13 protein-coding genes are annotated in these 18,090 nt (G+C 42.4%); 10 read left to right on the top strand and 3 right to left on the bottom strand.

The window, feature by feature from the left end; translation table 11 throughout:
• Positions 1 to 101: 101 nt before the first annotated feature.
• From SPEA_RS10100 to SPEA_RS10110, 3 genes are read right to left on the bottom strand one after another with little or no spacing between them, the layout of a single operon-like run.
• Positions 102 to 2,732 (bottom strand): PqiB family protein, encoded by a 2,631-nt coding sequence (locus tag SPEA_RS10100; RefSeq protein ID WP_012155169.1) that lies wholly within the window; start codon positions 2,730 to 2,732, stop codon positions 102 to 104.
• The gene (locus SPEA_RS10105; RefSeq protein WP_012155170.1) at positions 2,710 to 3,351 is read right to left on the bottom strand and encodes a paraquat-inducible protein A; all 642 of its coding nucleotides are present in this window, start codon (positions 3,349 to 3,351) and stop codon (positions 2,710 to 2,712) included. Before SPEA_RS10105 ends, SPEA_RS10100 begins: the two co-directional genes overlap by 23 nt.
• The gene (locus tag SPEA_RS10110; RefSeq protein WP_012155171.1) at positions 3,341 to 3,970 is read right to left on the bottom strand and encodes a paraquat-inducible protein A; all 630 of its coding nucleotides are present in this window, start codon (positions 3,968 to 3,970) and stop codon (positions 3,341 to 3,343) included. Before SPEA_RS10110 ends, SPEA_RS10105 begins: the two co-directional genes overlap by 11 nt.
• A gap of 184 nt (positions 3,971 to 4,154) precedes the next feature.
• Here SPEA_RS10110 and SPEA_RS10115 point away from each other — a divergent pair, with 184 nt between their 5' ends.
• From SPEA_RS10115 to SPEA_RS10160, 10 genes are all read left to right on the top strand, one after another.
• The gene (locus tag SPEA_RS10115; RefSeq protein WP_012155172.1) at positions 4,155 to 4,445 is read left to right on the top strand and encodes a YebG family protein; all 291 of its coding nucleotides are present in this window, start codon (positions 4,155 to 4,157) and stop codon (positions 4,443 to 4,445) included.
• Between the two features lie 84 nt (positions 4,446 to 4,529).
• Entirely contained in the window at positions 4,530 to 4,988 is a 459-nt protein-coding gene (msrC, locus tag SPEA_RS10120; protein WP_012155173.1) for a free L-methionine (R)-S-oxide reductase MsrC, read from the top strand.
• 287 nt (positions 4,989 to 5,275) lie between these two features.
• The gene (proQ, locus tag SPEA_RS10125; RefSeq protein ID WP_012155174.1) at positions 5,276 to 5,914 is read left to right on the top strand and encodes an RNA chaperone ProQ; all 639 of its coding nucleotides are present in this window, start codon (positions 5,276 to 5,278) and stop codon (positions 5,912 to 5,914) included.
• A 33-nt stretch (positions 5,915 to 5,947) separates the two neighbouring features.
• Entirely contained in the window at positions 5,948 to 7,993 is a 2,046-nt protein-coding gene (prc, locus tag SPEA_RS10130) for a carboxy terminal-processing peptidase (protein WP_012155175.1), read from the top strand.
• A gap of 72 nt (positions 7,994 to 8,065) precedes the next feature.
• Positions 8,066 to 10,627, top strand: coding sequence for an aminopeptidase N (pepN, locus tag SPEA_RS10135; RefSeq protein WP_012155176.1), 2,562 nt, complete (start codon positions 8,066 to 8,068; stop codon positions 10,625 to 10,627).
• Between the two features lie 87 nt (positions 10,628 to 10,714).
• Positions 10,715 to 10,945, top strand: coding sequence for a DUF2835 domain-containing protein (locus SPEA_RS10140; protein WP_012155177.1), 231 nt, complete (start codon positions 10,715 to 10,717; stop codon positions 10,943 to 10,945).
• 317 nt (positions 10,946 to 11,262) lie between these two features.
• Entirely contained in the window at positions 11,263 to 13,311 is a 2,049-nt protein-coding gene (locus SPEA_RS10145) for a DUF1302 domain-containing protein (protein ID WP_012155178.1), read from the top strand.
• Positions 13,312 to 13,330: 19 nt separating this feature from the next.
• Positions 13,331 to 14,695, top strand: coding sequence for a DUF1329 domain-containing protein (locus tag SPEA_RS10150; RefSeq protein WP_012155179.1), 1,365 nt, complete (start codon positions 13,331 to 13,333; stop codon positions 14,693 to 14,695).
• A gap of 53 nt (positions 14,696 to 14,748) precedes the next feature.
• Complete coding sequence (locus SPEA_RS10155) at positions 14,749 to 15,765, top strand: WD40/YVTN/BNR-like repeat-containing protein (protein WP_012155180.1); 1,017 nt, start codon at positions 14,749 to 14,751, stop codon at positions 15,763 to 15,765.
• A 12-nt stretch (positions 15,766 to 15,777) separates the two neighbouring features.
• The gene (locus SPEA_RS10160; RefSeq protein WP_012155181.1) at positions 15,778 to 18,081 is read left to right on the top strand and encodes an efflux RND transporter permease subunit; all 2,304 of its coding nucleotides are present in this window, start codon (positions 15,778 to 15,780) and stop codon (positions 18,079 to 18,081) included.
• Positions 18,082 to 18,090: the final 9 nt, after the last annotated feature.

Below are 18,090 nucleotides of genomic sequence, written 5' to 3' on the forward strand. Positions count from 1 at the left end.
TGATAAGTCGAGAGTGTAGAGGGAATTAAAAACGAGGCCAAAGCCTCGTTTTTACATTTATAGAATTACCACGCGTTGCTGGCTATGTACTATCGATATCGTTAATCAGGCTGGGCCTTTTGCACTGGTGTCCAACTAAGCCACTTGCTGTCAACTTCTGGTTTTAGCGCAAATGTATGCTGTTTCATTATAGCATTTGTTGGTAAGGTCACCTCTTCAGTGGCGACACCTATGCCACCTGCTAAGATGGTTTCTAAAGAACCTGTTTCAATTTGAGCACCCGAAAATAGTCCAAGGTCAACCTTCACACCAGATAGATCCCAAAACACGCTAGATTGGTTAATCAAGTGTTTGTACTTACCCTCCACATGGGCGTGCATAATAATGCCTGTACCTTGTTGAGATAGTTGATAATTGTCGACTTGACCAATTCTAACACCTCTAAAGAAAATGGCCGTCCCGGCTTTGATAGAGCCTAAATTGCTCTTACTCAACTTAAAAGTCAGAGCGTTATCTAGATTATGGAACGGCTTTTCGATTTGACCGACAAAGCTCGATGCCTTTTTTGCACTTTGCCCTGGGAATACTTCTATATAAGGACCTGTAAGTAAAGTCTCGGGCGCCTTAATGCCTGCTAAAGAGATATCTGCGTCGATTATCGAGTAGCTTGCATCTTGCTGGTTAAAATTAGCGGCATACTCACCATACAGGTAAGCACTAACGTTTAACTGTTTTAGATCTTGAGTTAAGGTGACGGAATCTACTTCACCCACCTTGTGGCCGAGATAACGAATGGGGGCTTTCGTTGCTAACTTAACGCTAGCAGGGAAGGTGAGACTGATGGGTTTAGCCTGACTCAAGGCTAGGAAGCGAGAGTCATAAAGATAACTGTTTTCAGCAGTCTGCTTGCCCTCGATAAGGCCTAGGCTTATTCCACCTTTCAAGGCTGCTTTCAACGGAGCAACTTCAACCTCGACACCGGATAAACTGGCATTTATCGATACTGCGCTATTTCGCCAAAATACGGTTTTATCATTCAATAAGCTGTTAAATGTACGCTCGATGGCCATGTCGATGGCAAAGTTATTGTCAGACGCTTGCCACTGAACGCCAGTCACCTGACCGATTTGCATCTTCTTATAATAGATGGGCGAACCCGCGGCTAAATCGGCTCCATCTTGACTTAGAAGGCGCTTCTTAATGAGGTTGTAGCTAGCGTAATAACTCTTGGCTTCATCGCTAGTTGCAAACACGCGTAATGCACTTTCGCTCGTCGCTAACGCTTTACTTGAGCCTCTTACTAGGCTTAATGCTCCGCTGGTTAAGGTGTTCAAGTCCCGGGTCTTGACCTGTACCCCCTCCAGACTTGCATCTATTGCTAATGCAGACTCTGCAACGAAGTGACTATTTGTGCTTACTAAGCCAATGAAGTCAGGCTCGATCTCTATCTGGTATTCAACTTGGGTTAGGGCTGAATTGAGTTCACTCGACAATACCTGTCCAATCTTTATCTGTTTATAACGAATTTCAGCACCTGCACTCACGCCAGGGTTCGAATCTGAATGTAATGTTAGTAATAGTTTGTTAAGATTTTTAGGCTCAGGAGCCTGGGTCAGTAATGTATATTCCTGCTTAGCGGCACCATTACCTGGTATAAAGTTAATCACGCTACCAGTGATTAAACGCTCTGGGTGCTTGATCCCTGAAAGTGAAATATCGGCACCCTCGAGCCAGAAATCGGCGGTTTCGGTGAGTAGCTCTTGATAAACCCCATCGATTTTCGCTGCTAATGTAATACCGTCTTCAGAGAGAGTCTTTTGGATTACCTGTCCAATCTTGATCCCTCTATAGACAATAGGAGCGTTTTGAGAAACCGCTTCATTACCGCTCGCTTTGAGGGTAAACATAACTCCGCCTAAAGCGTCATCTTGATTATCATAAAGAGTGAACTCGTGTTTATTTTTCGCAGACTCTGAATCATCATCTGAGCTGAAACTTATCCCGCCAGCAAGAATGGATGCAAGGCTCTCACTGCTGACTTTTATGCCTGAAAGAGACGCATCGATACTGATCCCAGATACATTCCAAAATTGAGAGTTAACTTTTACGAGCTGAGCATATTGCTGCTGAATAAAGGCTGTTACTAAAATCTGATCAGAACTTTCAAGATGGTAGCCTACTATCTGCCCAACTGGGATTTGTCGATAAAATACCGGAGAGCCTACATCTAATGAGCCTAACTTCTTTGTCGTGATGTGAACAATTAGTCCTTCGACACCGGGAGTGATGACTGGAGCAGTCGTTTCGGCTTCAAAAAAAGAGCTTGAGTCACCTTCACCGGGTAAGATACTAATATAATTACCAGAGAACAGGGTATCTAATCCTTCAACACCAGTGATGGTGGCTTTAGGTTTAACTAACCAAAACTTAGTACCCTCATTAACAAATGGCGCAGCGCGGTAGTCCATGATGACACTGACGTCTACGCCTTTTAGGTCTTTATCGATACTCATATCGACGACTTTACCTACAGTAAGTCCCTGATATTTTACCAGTGTCTTACCTATGTCCATTCCAGTTGCGCTAGGGAAATGAATCGTTACCTCAACGCCTGATTCTCGTATGCTTTTCACACCGAGCCAAGCGCCTAATGCAAGCGCGATAATGGGGAGTAACCAAATCGGTGAAAATAGTTTTTTCTTTACGATTTTAGGCGTTTGTACTTGAGTCATCTTTGGCTTCCAATCTATCCCAGAGTAAACGGGTATCTATGACTTTTGCAGCTAACTGCGTGAGTAAAATAACTAAGGCGAATGCTGTGGCAGCAGGGGCTGGTTTGGCGTCTAATAACTGGCCCATATTAACGACAGCAACGGTTAGTGAGATAACGAAAAGGTCAAGCATTGACCAGCGTCCTATCCATTCAATAATATGAAAGCCTGTCATAAGCTTCTTTTTAGAGATAGGTAATTTAAAACTAATGGCCGATAAATAAATTGTTAACCCCACAATCTTAAGGATGGGGACTAAAATACTGGCAACAAACAGAATAATCGCGATGGGGATCATGTCAGTTTTGACTAGGTGGGCGATGCCAGAAAAGATAGTATCTTGAGTGACTCTTCCCTGGTTTGTTAGTGTCGAAATTGGATAAACGTTGGCGGGTATCAGCAAAATCATTGCAGTAATTAGCAAAGCCCAGCTCTTTTGTACGCTTGAGTAGTCTCTGACGGTTAGAGGCGCATTACAGCGACTACAAAGAGTCGATTTTGCACAGGTGACTTTATGGCATGTTGTGCAAGATGTGAGACCGATATCTTGGCCTAACGTCGCGGGCTGATTATCGTTCATCTAGAAAGCTCCACATGTGTTCTAAGTCATACTCACGCATTAAAAATAGCGTCATTATAAATAGCATAGTAAAGCAGAAGGTGCCGAAACCAAAAGAGACAGTGGCAAAGTCGGCTAAGTTAAATGCAGCGACTAAGAAGCTAATAACAAAAATTTCTAGCATGGTGAGCTGAGTTAGTATGCCCTGGATCTTTAGAGAATGCTTTAGAGCAACTCTTAAGGAAGGAGAGTTAAGTCCGTACTTTATGATTAAAATTTGCATCAAAATAGATACGAGTAACATGCCGGGTGCTATGACAGCAGAGGTTAACACTGCAATACCCACTAACCAATAGCCTTGATGATAGACGGCTAAGGCCCCCTCTGTAACAGTAGTGGTTCTTATGCTGCCTAAGAACTCAAGTTCTAGTACGGGGAATAAATTCGCTGGAGCAAAAAAGATAATGGCTGTTAAACACAAGGCTAACATGCCGTTTATTGAGCAGTATGGCGTATCATATAGAGCGGTATGACATCGTGGGCAAATGGCACGTACGCCTGTAGGCAGCGCGCGTTTCCTAATGACTAAGTCACAAGAGCCACACAAAGTAATACTGTTATCTACCGCGTCCTTTCCCATTCGTTTCAATATCCAAGTTCACAAAAGTATGCGTTAATCAGACGTAAAAGCTAATTTTTCACGTATGCGATTGAAAATACAGAGCCAATAAGTAAATAAGTTTATCAGATAAAAGAGAAAACTTGCATAAGAAGTTGAATGTATGAGACTCTCCACTGTATATAAAAACAGTGTGGGGTTGGATATGGCCGTTATAACTCAATTTGTTGTCGTTAGAGAAGGGGTTGAAAAGATGACTTTTACATCGAAAAAGGAGGCTGATGCCTACGATAAGATGCTAGATATCGCTGACAACCTAATTCCATTCTTAAGTAAAAGTGACTTGGATTTAGAAGAGAAAGATATAGAAAAGCTGGGCTTCTTTCTTGCTCAAAATAAAGATGACCTGCAAGTATTGCTTAAAGGTGGCTCTCTTGAAAAAAAGGTTACCCCAAAAAAAGCGGTCAAAAAGCCTGATAGCAAAGAACCCAAATAATATTGCGTGTTAAAATTGAATGGTTTGTTGTTAAAATGCTGCGATTAGATTCTTATCTGTAGATAAAACTGTTAGGGAATATTAATGGTAAATGCTTTTTATGATACTTTGAATCGTCAGGTGCTGGCCTTACTGGATGGCGAAGATGATACGATAGCAGCATTAGCAAACTTTTCAGCACTCTTAAATGACAACCTTACCGATCTCAATTGGGTGGGGTTTTATTTATTGAAAAATGATGAATTGGTTCTCGGCCCTTTTCAAGGAAAGGTTGCTTGCTCAAGGATCCCTATCGGTAAAGGCGTTTGTGGAACTGCGGTAGCAACTAACTCGACTCAGCGAGTCGATGATGTTCATCAATTTGCGGGTCATATCGCTTGTGATAGTGCGAGTAATTCTGAGTTAGTTGTGCCATTACGTCAAAACGGAACTGTTATCGGTGTACTGGATATTGATAGCCCATCGTTATCCAGATTCAGTGAAATTGATCAACAAGGCGTCGAAACTTTGGTAAAAAGTCTCGAAATTTGCCTAATTGGTTAATCTACGACCAATTATTGCTAATTGTAGGTCGCAATCATTTGAAGCCTCTCTATAATAAGCGGTTTGAGTAATGAAAAAAGCAGACACATCTATTTCGACTTATGAATACATGGAGTTTGTGATTTGTAGTTGCTAAGGTAGGTTTGGTTTTAGGGGCTAAAAACAGATGTTAACAATTTTTCATTTGTGGTTTGTGCCTAGATCAGACAAATATAAACGACACTTAAGTTGATTCGAGCGATTGAGCTCGTCGGCGGTGTCCCTTTTTTAAAACTGTGGAAGTAAAGATGGAATCAACAGAAAAGTTGACCGATACCAACGCTATTCTTGCGTATTTGTATGAAACATTTCCTTTGTGCTTTATAGCTGAAGGCGAAACTAAGCCATTAAAAATTGGATTGTTTCAAGATTTAGCGGAAAGGTTAGCTGATGATTCTAAAGTCAGTAAAACTCAGCTCAGAATCGCGTTAAGAAGATACACCAGTAGCTGGCGTTACCTTAAATGCGTTAAAGCTGGCGCACAGCGTATCGATTTAGATGGCAATGCTTGTGGTGAGCTAGAACAAGAGCACATCGACCACGCGGCAGCTACACTAAAAGAAAGCCAAGACAAAGCAAAGGCTAAGAGAGTGGCGCAGGCTAAGAGTGCGAACCCTGCAGCTAAAACGGCAAAGAAGCCTGTTAAGAAGCCAGTTGCTAAGCGTCCAAAACCAGCTCAAAGCAGCAAACCTGCAAAAGAGCCTGTTGTGGCAGAAAATTTAACGCCTGCGGTTTTAACTGAATTGAAACCAAACCAGCGTGTTAATGTCAAATTAGGTAAAGCACCAGTTGCTGGTGTGATTTTGGACATCAAAAAAGAAGATGTTCAAGTTCAGTTAGACTCTGGTTTAACCATCAAAGTTAGAGCTGAACACATACTGCTGTAATGGCTTAAGAGCACCTAAAGGAGTGACTTGTTGATGCGAAAACTTTCTCTGGCTGTATCCATTGCCGGTATTTTTGTCGGATTCTCGGCGTGGGCTGTTAGCCCAACTATTCAATTCAGCGAGTTACCCGCTCTAAAGCAGGAACCGCAGCATAAAGTAGCCAGTAAACGTGTTACTGGACTATTTACCCGTTCTCATTATCATCGCTTCGACATGGATGATGCATTTTCACAGCAAGTATTTGAACGTTATCTAAAGCAGTTGGATTACCGTAAGAATGTTTTGCTGCAATCTGATATCGATAGCTTTAAACCTTACTCGACTCAATTTGACAACATGTTGAAAAGTGGCGACTTAAGCGAAGCATATGCGATGTTTGAATTAGTACAAAAGCGACGTTACGAACGATTTGCTTACGCATTATCACTGCTTGATGAAGAGATGGCATTTGATGTTCCTGGCGATAAATATGAGTTCGACCGCGAGAATGCGGATTGGCCAAAGACTGAAGCTGATCTAAACGAACTCTGGCGCCAACGCGTTAAGTACGATGCCCTGAATCTTTCTTTAACCGGAAAGAATTGGGATGAAATCGTGACTATCCTCGAGAAGCGTTATAACAACTCGATTAAGCGTCTAAGTCAGACACACAGTGAAGATGTGTTCCAAGGGGTGATGAACGCCTTTGCTCGCACTGTGGAGCCTCATACTAGTTATCTTTCACCACGCAATGCCGAACGTTTCCAGATGGAAATGAACCTAAGCCTTGAAGGCATTGGCGCAGTGCTTCAAGTTGATGATGACTATACCGTGATCAAGAGTCTCGTTGCTGGCGGTCCAGCAGCCACGAGTGAGAAGTTGTCACCAGAAGATAGAATTGTAGGTGTAGGCCAAGATGGCGGTGAAATTGTCGACGTTATTGGTTGGCGATTGGACGATGTCGTTGAGCTGATCAAAGGCCCTAAAGGCAGTAAAGTTATTCTAGAAATTTTGCCTAAGAAAGGTGGTACAAGCGCGAAGACTTTCGAGCTGACCATTGTTCGAGACAAGATCCGTCTAGAAGATCGTGCTGCAACATCTAAAGTGATTGAGCCGACAGATGGACCTTATGCTAATCGAAAAGTCGGTGTTATTCAGATCCCAGGTTTTTACATGGATCTGTCTAAAGATGTTTCTAAAGAGTTGGCTGAATTAAAAGAAGCGAAAGTTGAAGGCATTATCATTGACCTTCGTGGTAACGGTGGTGGCGCCTTAACGGAAGCGACATTATTAACCGGTTTGTTTATTGAACAAGGTCCTGTGGTACAAATTCGTGATGCTAATGGTCGAGTTTCTCAAAACCGTGATAATGACGGTCGTGTCACTTATGATGGCCCACTGACTGTGATGGTCGATAGATACAGTGCATCTGCTTCAGAGATTTTTGCTGCCGCACTACAAGATTATGACCGAGCGCTGATTGTGGGTGAATCGACCTTTGGTAAAGGTACTGTTCAGCAGCACAAGAGCTTAGGCCGCATCTACGATATGTACGAAAAACCTATTGGTCATGTGCAGTATACGATTGCTAAGTTCTACCGTATTAATGGTGGCAGTACTCAGCTTAAAGGTGTGACACCTGATATTCCGTTCCCAAGTGCATTAGAGCCTGGTGAATACGGTGAAGCTGAAGAAGATAATGCGTTACCTTGGGATAAAGTTCCTGTTGCGCAGTACGGTACGCTAAGCGAAATTTATCCTCAGCTGATTGCCAGCTTAGATAGTAAGCATCAAGATAGAATTAAAACTGATGTTGAATTTGGCTATATTTTCCAAGATATAGCTGAGTTTAAAGAAAATCATGATGATAAAACGGTCTCATTAGTCAAGACTGAACGCTTAGCCGAGCGTGAAGACAATGAGAAAAAACAATTAGACCGTGCTAACGAAAGGCTTGTAAAAGAAGGCCAAGAAAAAGTTAAATCATTAGATGATATTCCTGATGACGTCGAAGTTGCAGATGCATTCTTAGATGAAACCGCATACATTACTTTGGATTTAGCGGATATTGAAAAATTAGCTAAAAATCAAAACAAGTAATATAAAGTTAATAAGAAAACGCGCTTAATGCGCGTTTTTTTTAATCCAAAATTAATAAGAAGAGGTTTATTCATGTCCCAGCCACAAGCCAAATTCCTCAAAGATTACCAAAAACCTAAGTTTCAAATTTCTCATATCGACTTAGATTTCACTCTTGCAGAAAAGCTGACACAAGTTGTCGCTACCAGTAAAGTTATTCGTCAAGGTAACCATAATGACTCGCTTGTATTGGTTGGCGATGAACTAACCTTGCTTAGCGTTAAAATTAATGGTGCTGCGGCCGAATATAATCAATTAGCAGGTGAACTGGTAATTGAGACTAGCCTGGACGATTTTGAACTACAGATCGTTACTCAGCTTGATCCTGAAGCAAACTCTAGTCTTGAAGGCTTATATATGTCTGATGGAGCCTACTGTACTCAGTGCGAGGCAGAAGGGTTTAGACGGATCACTTATTTCTTAGATAGGCCCGATGTATTAGCTGTTTATACCGTGCGTATAGAAGCAGATAAGCAAGCATTCCCGTACCTGTTAAGTAATGGCAATTTAATAGAAAGCGGTGAATTAGACACTGGTCTGCACTTTGCCAAGTGGCACGATCCATTCCCTAAACCTGCTTACCTGTTCGCACTCGTTGCTGGTGATTTTGACTTACTAGAAGACAAGTTTACAACCTGTAGTAATAGACAAGTTAAGCTTCAGGTCTTTGTCGACAAAGGTAATTTGAGCAAGGCGCATCACGCTATGGCCTCGCTTAAGAAGTCGATGTCTTGGGATGAGAGCCGCTTTAACCTTGAGTATGATCTAGATATCTACATGATAGTTGCGGTCGATTTTTTCAATATGGGCGCGATGGAAAACAAGGGCCTAAATGTTTTCAATACTAAATTTGTTTTAGCCGATAAAGCCTCAGCAACCGATGATGACTACCATGGAATCGAGTCGGTTGTGGGTCATGAGTATTTCCATAACTGGACTGGTAATCGCGTAACCTGTCGTGACTGGTTCCAACTGAGTCTAAAAGAGGGTTTGACCGTCTTCAGAGATCAAGAGTTTAGCTCCGATCTAGGCTCGCGTGCTGTTAATCGTATTCATGCCATTAAGGTAATGAAAAACCAGCAGTTTGCTGAGGATTCTGGCCCGATGGCTCATCCGATCAGGCCTGAGTCTGTTATTGAAATGAATAACTTCTACACGGTCACAGTGTATAACAAAGGCGCCGAAGTTATTAGAATGATGCATACCTTGCTTGGAGAAGCGGCTTTCCAGCAAGGTATGAAGCTGTATTTCGAACGCCATGATGGCCAAGCAGTGACTTGCGATGATTTTGTTGCCGCGATGGAGGATGCTAGTAAGGTTGATTTAACCCAATTTAGACGTTGGTATAGCCAAGCTGGCACGCCTCAAGTTGATGTTGAAGAACACTATGACGAACAGGCTAATGTGTACCAGTTGACACTATCGCAAATGACACCGGCGACGCCAGACAAGACTGAGAAATTGCCATTACATATTCCTTTCGATGTCGAACTTGTAGATGTTGATGGCCAATCGATTTTTAATAAGGTACTAGATTTTACAGAAGCAAAACAAGTCTTCACTTTTGAAGGGCTTAAGCAAAAACCTATTGCTTCTTTGCTGCAAAATTTTTCCGCGCCAGTTAAATTAAACTTCAACTATTCTGTAGAGCAACTGGTGCATATTATGCGTTTTGCCAACAGTGAGGTCGCGAAGTGGGAAGCATCCGTTTCACTGTTTAGCCAATCAGTTTGGCAAAATATCGATAAATTACAAAGCAAGCAAGCTATGTATATAGACCCAAGGATCTTGGACGCTTTTAAGGGCGTGATTCTGTCTCAAGAGCTGGATAGAGCACTGATGGCTGAAATTTTGTCCTTAACTAGTGCTAATGCCTTGATTGAGCAAAAGTCATCGGTAGATCTGGATAATCTTGCTCTTGCTAGAGAGTTTGTCGTTCTTGAAATTGCTTCTGGCTGTGAAGATGAGCTATTGGCCATGGTACGTGAGTTGCAGAATGTTGATGAAGCATCTTCTCGTGCACTTAAGAATGTGTGTTTAAGCTTGTTGCTTAAAATAGAAAAAAGCTATGGCACTCTCGCTAAAGCTCAGTTTGAATCGGCACAAAATATGACGGATAGTTTAGGAGCTTTAACTGCACTAAACTGTGAGTCATCAGCAATTCGTGACGAGTTAATGGCTAAGTTTGAGAGCCAATGGGCTAAAACACCATTAGTGATGGATAAATGGCTAGTACTGCATGCTACGCTTAATAGCGGTGATTGTATTAATACCGTGTTATCACTGTTTCAACATGATGCATTTAGCTTTCATAATCCAAATAGAGTGCGTTCTCTTATCGGGGCTTTTGCTGCTGGAAACACATTTGAATTTCATCGTAATGATGGCGCTGGTTACTCTTTTCTAACCGATGCGATTATTAAATTGAATATACTTAACCCGCAAGTCGCAGCGCGCATTATTACGCCATTAATCCAGTTTAAGAAGTTCGATCTTCATAGGCAGGAACTGATGAAAAATGAGCTGCAACGTATTCTTGCAATTGAAGGTTTATCGAAAGACCTATATGAGAAAGTCACAAAAGCATTAGCTTAAAATGTAATAGAATATATTGGATCTCATTCTCACTCATCGTAATATATGAGCACAGAATTGAGGTCCATTATTTTATGAGAGTTAGTTTTGGTAGTATCCCATCAAATTTTTCAATTTCCGCTGAATATCAGTTATCAAGAGTTTCTTCCTTACTATCGTGGTGAGGTTAATAAAGTTGAAGTGGTCGATATCAAGGGGCGAACCCTCTGGATCAATGCACGTCATTTTAGGCCCTTCTTATCTAGCACAGGTATAAAAGCCTATTTTAATATGGTCGTCGATAGTCAAGGAAACCTGATCAGCCTTACCAAGGTTTAGAGTAATTACTTCAAACGGTCGATTGCTTTAAACGGCACGCCATCTTCCAAAGTCCGCTTTATAGGTCATTGTAATCAAATAACAAATGACCTATAGAGCCATAAGATCTAACTTTACCTAATACTGATTTAAATACAGCAGTAAAAACCATCAAGAATATGCCTCTTAAGTAACGAAATCTTTTGAAGATTTTCTAAATTTCATCCTTGCTCACTTCGTATAAATGCTGTAACAATGGTGTCACCTGTAAGTTAACAGAATGTTGGCTACTAATTCCTATAACAAAAGAATCCAGCAGGTTACGGAGAGAAGCTAAAATGAAAAAGGTAAAAAAAGGCTTTAATAAGTCGACGCTCGCTTTGGGGATAGTTGCGGCGCTCGGTTTTGGCATAACAAACCAAGCTAACGCAGTCTCATTCAATTGGGGTGAAGTGGAAGGAACATTTGACTCGACTTGGACTGCTGGTGCAAGTTGGCGTGTTGAAGGCAGAGATTGGGACAACCAAATTGGTAAGGTAAACCACCCTCGTTTCGATTGGTCTGGCTACTCGGCTTTTGGCGATACCAAGTACAGCTCAGCTGAGATCTGGGCACAACCTGGATCTTACTCGAGCAATGGTGACCTAAGTAACTTGCTGTACTCTCAGGGGGACACCACATCAGAGATTGTTAAAGGTCTTCATGAGTTGTCATTGAAATACCAAAATTTTGGCCTGTTTGCACGTGGCATGTATTTCTATGATCGCAAACTCAACGATGGTGATTTTGGTTTTAATGACCCGTTAACGGGACAAGAGTTTGACCCTTGCGCCGATAGCAAGGCATCGGAAGTCCAGTGTAAAGACATCCGTTTATTGGATGCTTTTGTATATGCTGATTTCGATTTTAACGATGGTGCTAATCCACTTTCTATCCGTGTCGGTAATCAGGTTGTCTCTTGGGGAGAAAGCACCTTGATTGCACACGGTATAGGTGTAATTAACCCCGTCGATTTGAACATTCTTAATGCCCCTGGTGCCGAACTGAAAGAAGCCTTTAGGCCGCAAGGTATGGTGTGGGCATCATTTGGCGTGACAGATAATTTATCTGTTGAAGGTTTTTATCAATATGATTGGGAGCCGGTTTGGGTTCCAACTCCGGGGTCAATTTTCTCAACTAATGATTTTGCCGGTTACGGTGGTTACAACCAAAACGCACAGTTAGGTTTTAACTCTAATCCTGATATGAATCTCGATTTCTTGCTATCTGAATATAATACCCTTGTGGGTATGGTGGGGTCTGGGCAGGTTGATTCAGTCGATTTAGCTAGACTTGCATTGGCTTATCCGACGAAAGCAACTTTGGTTGAAGATCCTGCTTCTGCAAGTGATGACGGTCAATGGGGTGTAAAACTTGGTTATTATGCGCCTCAATTGGGCGAGACCGAGTTTGGTTTGTATTACATGAACTACCATAGTCGTCGTCCACTAATCAGCGGTACTACGGCTAACTTTAACGAAGATGCAATAGCCCGCGATTTACAACGTCTTGGTGGTAAAGCGCAATCTGGCGAAGCCATGACTCGCGAAGATATTTTAGCCTTAGAGACATTCTCTAAAGCACAGATTGTTTACCCTGAAGATATTCAATTGATGGGCTTTAGTTTTAATACGTTAGTCGGTGACACATCTGTTGCGGGGGAAATTGCCCATCGATTGGATGAACCACTGCAGATTGATGATGTTGAATTACTCTTTGCCGCAATGCCGCAGCAACTCGCTAATGCGGGTTTAAACCCAGAATTTGATGGAATTTCACAAGTCGAAAACTACGGTCCTGGCGAATATGCTGAAGGCTTTATTCGTTTAGATACCACTCAGGCTCAGACAACCTTTACTCACCTATTTGGGCCTACATTAGGTACCGATAACCTGACTATGCTGGCTGAAGTCGGTGGTGTATGGATCCACGATATGCCAAGTCATGATGAGTTGAGACTGAACGGTCCAGGCACTTCTCGTTCGGGCGGTAACCCTGATATGCCAGGTATTATCGAAGCCGTTCATAACGGTCCAGAAACCAACCCATTCCCAACTGATTTTGCGTGGGGATATCGTTTAGTAGCTAAAGCTGACTACAACAACGTATGGGGCGGTGTAAACATTGCACCTCGAGTCATTTTCTCCCATGACGTTGATGGTATTACACCAGATCCAATGTTCCTGTTTACTGAAGGCAAGAAGTCAGTCGCTTTAGGCGTTAATTTCGATTATCAGAGTCGTTGGGCCGCAGATCTCTCATACAATACTTTCTTCGGTGGAGTAGGGACAACCAATGCGATGGCTGACCGAGATTACGTTTCGTTCAACATTAAATATTCAATCTAAAATCACAAGGACAATAACAATGAATAAACTTGCGATGTTGCCTGTAGCAGTGATGATAGCGTTAAGTGCATCAAGTGCTTTGGCTAAGGTTTCTGATGCAGATGCTGCTAAATTAGGTACAGAGTTAACTCCACTTGGTGGTGAAAAGGCCGCTAATGCCGATGGTTCTATTCCAGCATGGGATGGTGGGATCACTAAACCTGTGGCTGGTTACAGTAAAGGAATGCATCATCCGGATCCTTTTCCTAGCGACAAAATTGAATTTACCATTACCAATGCCAATAAAGATAAATACAAAGAGTATCTTTCAGATGGTCAGATAAAACTGTTTGAGCTATACCCTGAAACGTTCAAGATGAATGTGTACCAAACACGTCGCTCAGCTTCAGTGCCTCAGTTTGTTTATGATGCAACCAAAGAGAACGCAACTCGTGCGGAGCTTATCGATGGTGGCAACGGTATTAAAGGTGCATCTATTGGTATTCCATTCCCTATGCCTGAAAATGGCCTAGAAGTTATTTGGAACCATGTATTACGTTTCCGCGGTGTTGACCTTAAAACCTCTCGTAGCCAAGCAGCACCAACTGCCGGTGGTAGCTATACCTTGGTTGAAACCACTGAAGAACTCCGTTTTCAGTATTCTCGCCCAGAGATGACGTTAGATAAGCTGAGTAAAGACAACACTCTGTTCTTCTTTAAGCAAGTTGTTACTCAGCCCGCGCGTCTAGCGGGTACTGCTTTGTTAGTTAAAGAGACAATGGATCAAGAGAAGCTACCACGTCAAGCATGGACTTATAACACGGGGCAGCGCCGCGTACGTAAGGCACCCAATGTGGCATTTGACACCCCAGGTACCGTTTCTGATGGCCTAAGAACAACCGATGATTTCGATATGTTTAACGGCTCACCAGTACGTTACAACTGGGAGTTAGTGGGTAAGCAAGAGCTTTATATCCCTTATAACGACTACAAGTTGCACTCTGATAAGCTTGAGTATGAGCAGATCATCACTCCTGGCCACATCAACCCTGAATATGTTCGTTATGAAAAACACCGTGTTTGGGTAGTAAAAGCGACGCTTAAAGACGGCATGCGCCATATCTATAAGGCGCGTACTTTCTACATTGATGAAGACTCTTGGCAGGTGTCTGTTGCCGATCTTTACGATAACCGAGATGAACTCTATCGAGTGGCGATAGCCCATGGCTTGAACTATTACGAAGTGCCTACCCAGTGGAGTACATTAGAAGTGTTCCATGATCTGCAGTCTCGTCGTTATATTGCGATGGGTCTAGATAATGAAGGCCGTATGTATGACTTCGATGCGAAATTAAGTGAAGCAAACTTTACTCCAGCGGCATTACGCCGTGCAGGTATTCGTTAAACCCACTTGTTGAGGGGCTCGGGCCCCTCTTTCATTTTTTTAAGGAAGTCTGTATGTCGTTTAGCATGCTTCGATTTATCTCAACATTGAGTATATTTAGTCTTTTTCAGTCATTACCTGTACTAGCACAAGAGAATAAATTCGAACAACAAATTCAGCCTCTTGCTGTAAACTCATTAGTTTTAGATATCGCAAATAATCAACAAACCTTGGTTGCCGTCGGTGAACGAGGACACGCATTCATTTATCAAAACTCTTGGAAACAGGTTAATACCCCAACACAAGCCCTACTCACTAAGCTCTTTTTTATTGCGCCCGATATAGGTTGGGCTGTGGGCCATGACGCAACTATCCTGCATACAAGGGACGGTGGCCAGACTTGGTCAGTTCAAATGCAGTCTGAAGAAATTGAAAAGCCTTTATTAGATATTCTTTTCTTTACTCCGCAACATGGCGTAGCGGTTGGTGCTTATGGTCTATTTTACCGTACCTATGATGGTGGTAAGACATGGAATAGTGAATACCATCAAGAACTGCTGTTTGAAGAAGACGTTGCATATTTGGAAGAATTAAAGGCTGAGGATGAAGCCCTTTACCTTTCAGAGCGAAGTACATTACTACCCCATTTCAACCGCATTATTCAAGCAACTGATGGCACACTCATTATGGTTGGTGAGTTAGGCTTAGTTGCCACTTCAACTGATCAAGGCCAAAACTGGCTAAAACAAGATTTTTTGTATGAAGGTTCTTTATTCAACGCGATCATTGTCGATGAAACCGCTTTTGTGATGGGACTGAGGGGCAATGTTTTTAAGTCGGATCTGAGTTTAGTTAATTGGCAGAAGGTTCATCTTCCCACTGATTCCACGGTTAATGCCGGAATAGGGCTCGAAGAGGGCGCATTAAGATTAGTCGGTAATGCCGGTGTTATTATCGATATATCTGACTCGGGTAAAAGCCAACTTGTAGAGCAACGACAGGGTGAAAACTTAGTCGCTATTGCTAAAGACTCAGAAGGAAACTTATGGGTTTCTGGTAATAAAGGTCTCATCAAATTAGAACAAAAATAATAGGACCTTACTATGTTAGATAAATTAGTTAATGGATTCGAATCTTATCTATTCCGTCATAGAGCTTTCGTTATATTACTGTTTGCGGTAACGACTATCTTCCTTGGAATTCAAGCGAGTAACCTGAAAATGGATGCCGCATTTGTTAAAAACATTCCACTTAACCACAACTACATGCAAACCTATCTGAAGCACCAGAAACAGTTTGGTGGTGCCAACAGCATCATGGTGGCAGTAGAAGATACGAGCGGGAACATTTTCAATCCAAATTTCTTTGATGCACTTAAAAATGTACATGATCAGCTATTTTTTATACCTGGTGTAGACAGAGCACAAGTTAAATCACTGTTCTCGCCATCTACGCGCTTTACTGAAGTCGTTGAAGACGGCTTTGCTGGTGGTCCTGTCATTCCCGCGGATTTTTCTACCACAGAGCAAGGCTTAAAAACTGTTCGAGGTAATATCGAAAAAGCAGGTATTGTCGGCCGTTTGATTGCTGAAGACTACTCGGCAGCCATGGTGAGTACGCAGTTAATGGATTTCGATCCGCAAACTGGCGAACCCTTAGATACTTTGGCGTTTGCAGCACAGTTAGAAGAGCAGTTACGTGAACAGTATGAAACCGATGAAATAAAAATTCATATCATTGGTTTTGCTAAGATGGCCGGAGATGTTGCCGACGGTGCAAAAGGAGTGCTGCTGTTTTTCCTTATTGCTATCTTAGTGACTGCAGTGATGGTTTACTTTTTCTCTAAGTCGGTAGCGCTAACAATTTTGCCGTTAGTATGTAGTTTGATTGCAGTTGTTTGGCAATTAGGGTTATTAACCGTCATCGGATTTGGTTTAGACCCTATGTCTATTCTTATTCCATTTTTGGTGTTTGCCATTGGTGTAAGTCACAGCGTACAGATGATTAATGCGGTAAGACGACGCGTTACCGATGGACAAACGACAAAGGCAGCCGCGGCACTGGCATTTAGAAGTCTGCTTATTCCAGGTGGTGTTGCGCTGTTGTCTGACACCATAGGTTTTATGACGCTATTAGCCATCGACATTGGTATCATTCGAGAGCTCGCGATTTCAGCTTCTTTAGGTGTTGCTGTGATAATTTTAACAAACCTAATCTTATTGCCGCTGGTGATCTCTTTTACAACAGTGACGCCTCGTAAAGATAATAAGCCAAACCCTGTAAATAACATCTGGCTTAAGCTATCTAATTTCGCTACGCCAAAATACGCGATTTGGGTCTTGATTGTGACAGGATTGCTCTATGCGGTTGGCTTACAGCAAGCGAATAAGATGAAAATTGGCGATCTACAAGGCGGAGCTCCCGCGCTGCATTTAGACTCTCGTTATAATCAAGACACTTTCTTTATTACTGATAAGTTCTCTATTACAACAGATGTGATGACAGTGATTGTTGAGGCATTCCCTGAAGCCTGTACGTATCATTCTGTATTGACTCAAATTGATGAGTTTGAGTGGCAGGTTAGTAACACACCTGGAGTCGAGGCTACGGCGAGTTTGGCATCGGTGGCAAAGCGTGTAAATTCTGGCTTTAATGAAGGCAATCCAAAGTGGAGTGTTTTGCCACGCACCACAGCAAGCTTGGTTCAGGCGGTTGGTCGCGTACCGACAACTTCAGGGTTACTCAATAGCGATTGCTCTGTGATGCCGGTTTATCTGTTCCTAAAAGATCATAAAGCTGAAACCATTGAATTGGTTATCGATAAGGTTAATAAGTTACAAAAAGAGCTCGATAACGACAAAATCCAGTTTAAGTTAGCATCGGGCCCTGTCGGCGTCATGGCGGCAACCAATGAAGCAGTTGCAGAAGCACAGCTACCTATGATGCTTTATGTCTACGGCGCGGTGTTTATTCTATGTCTTATCAGTTTCCGGTCACTAAGAGCGACGATAGCAGTGATTTTGCCTCTGTATGTGGTGTCCACATTGGCGCAGGCGTTAATGACTCAGCTCGATATTGGACTGGCCGTGAGTACCTTACCCGTGATTGCGCTAGGTGTGGGTATTGGTGTTGATTACGGTATTTATATCTTATCGACCATGGCTGTACGTCTAAGAGATGGGATGCCGGTACAAAAAGCTTATTATGAGGCACTAGTCGAACGTGGAAGTGCGGTGATTTTCACTGGACTGACATTAGCGATTGGTGTGAGTACTTGGTTCTTCTCGGCTCTTAAGTTCCAAATGGATATGGGGATTTTGCTTACATTCATGTTTTTGGTAAATATGTTGGGGGCAATAATTATCCTACCAGCCATAGCTGCCATGTTTTGGCGGCAGCCCAAGTAGAATCAACGA

The sequence above is a fragment of the Shewanella pealeana ATCC 700345 genome, assembly GCF_000018285.1.
In the GTDB taxonomy this organism is placed as follows: Bacteria; Pseudomonadota; Gammaproteobacteria; order Enterobacterales; family Shewanellaceae; genus Shewanella; species Shewanella pealeana.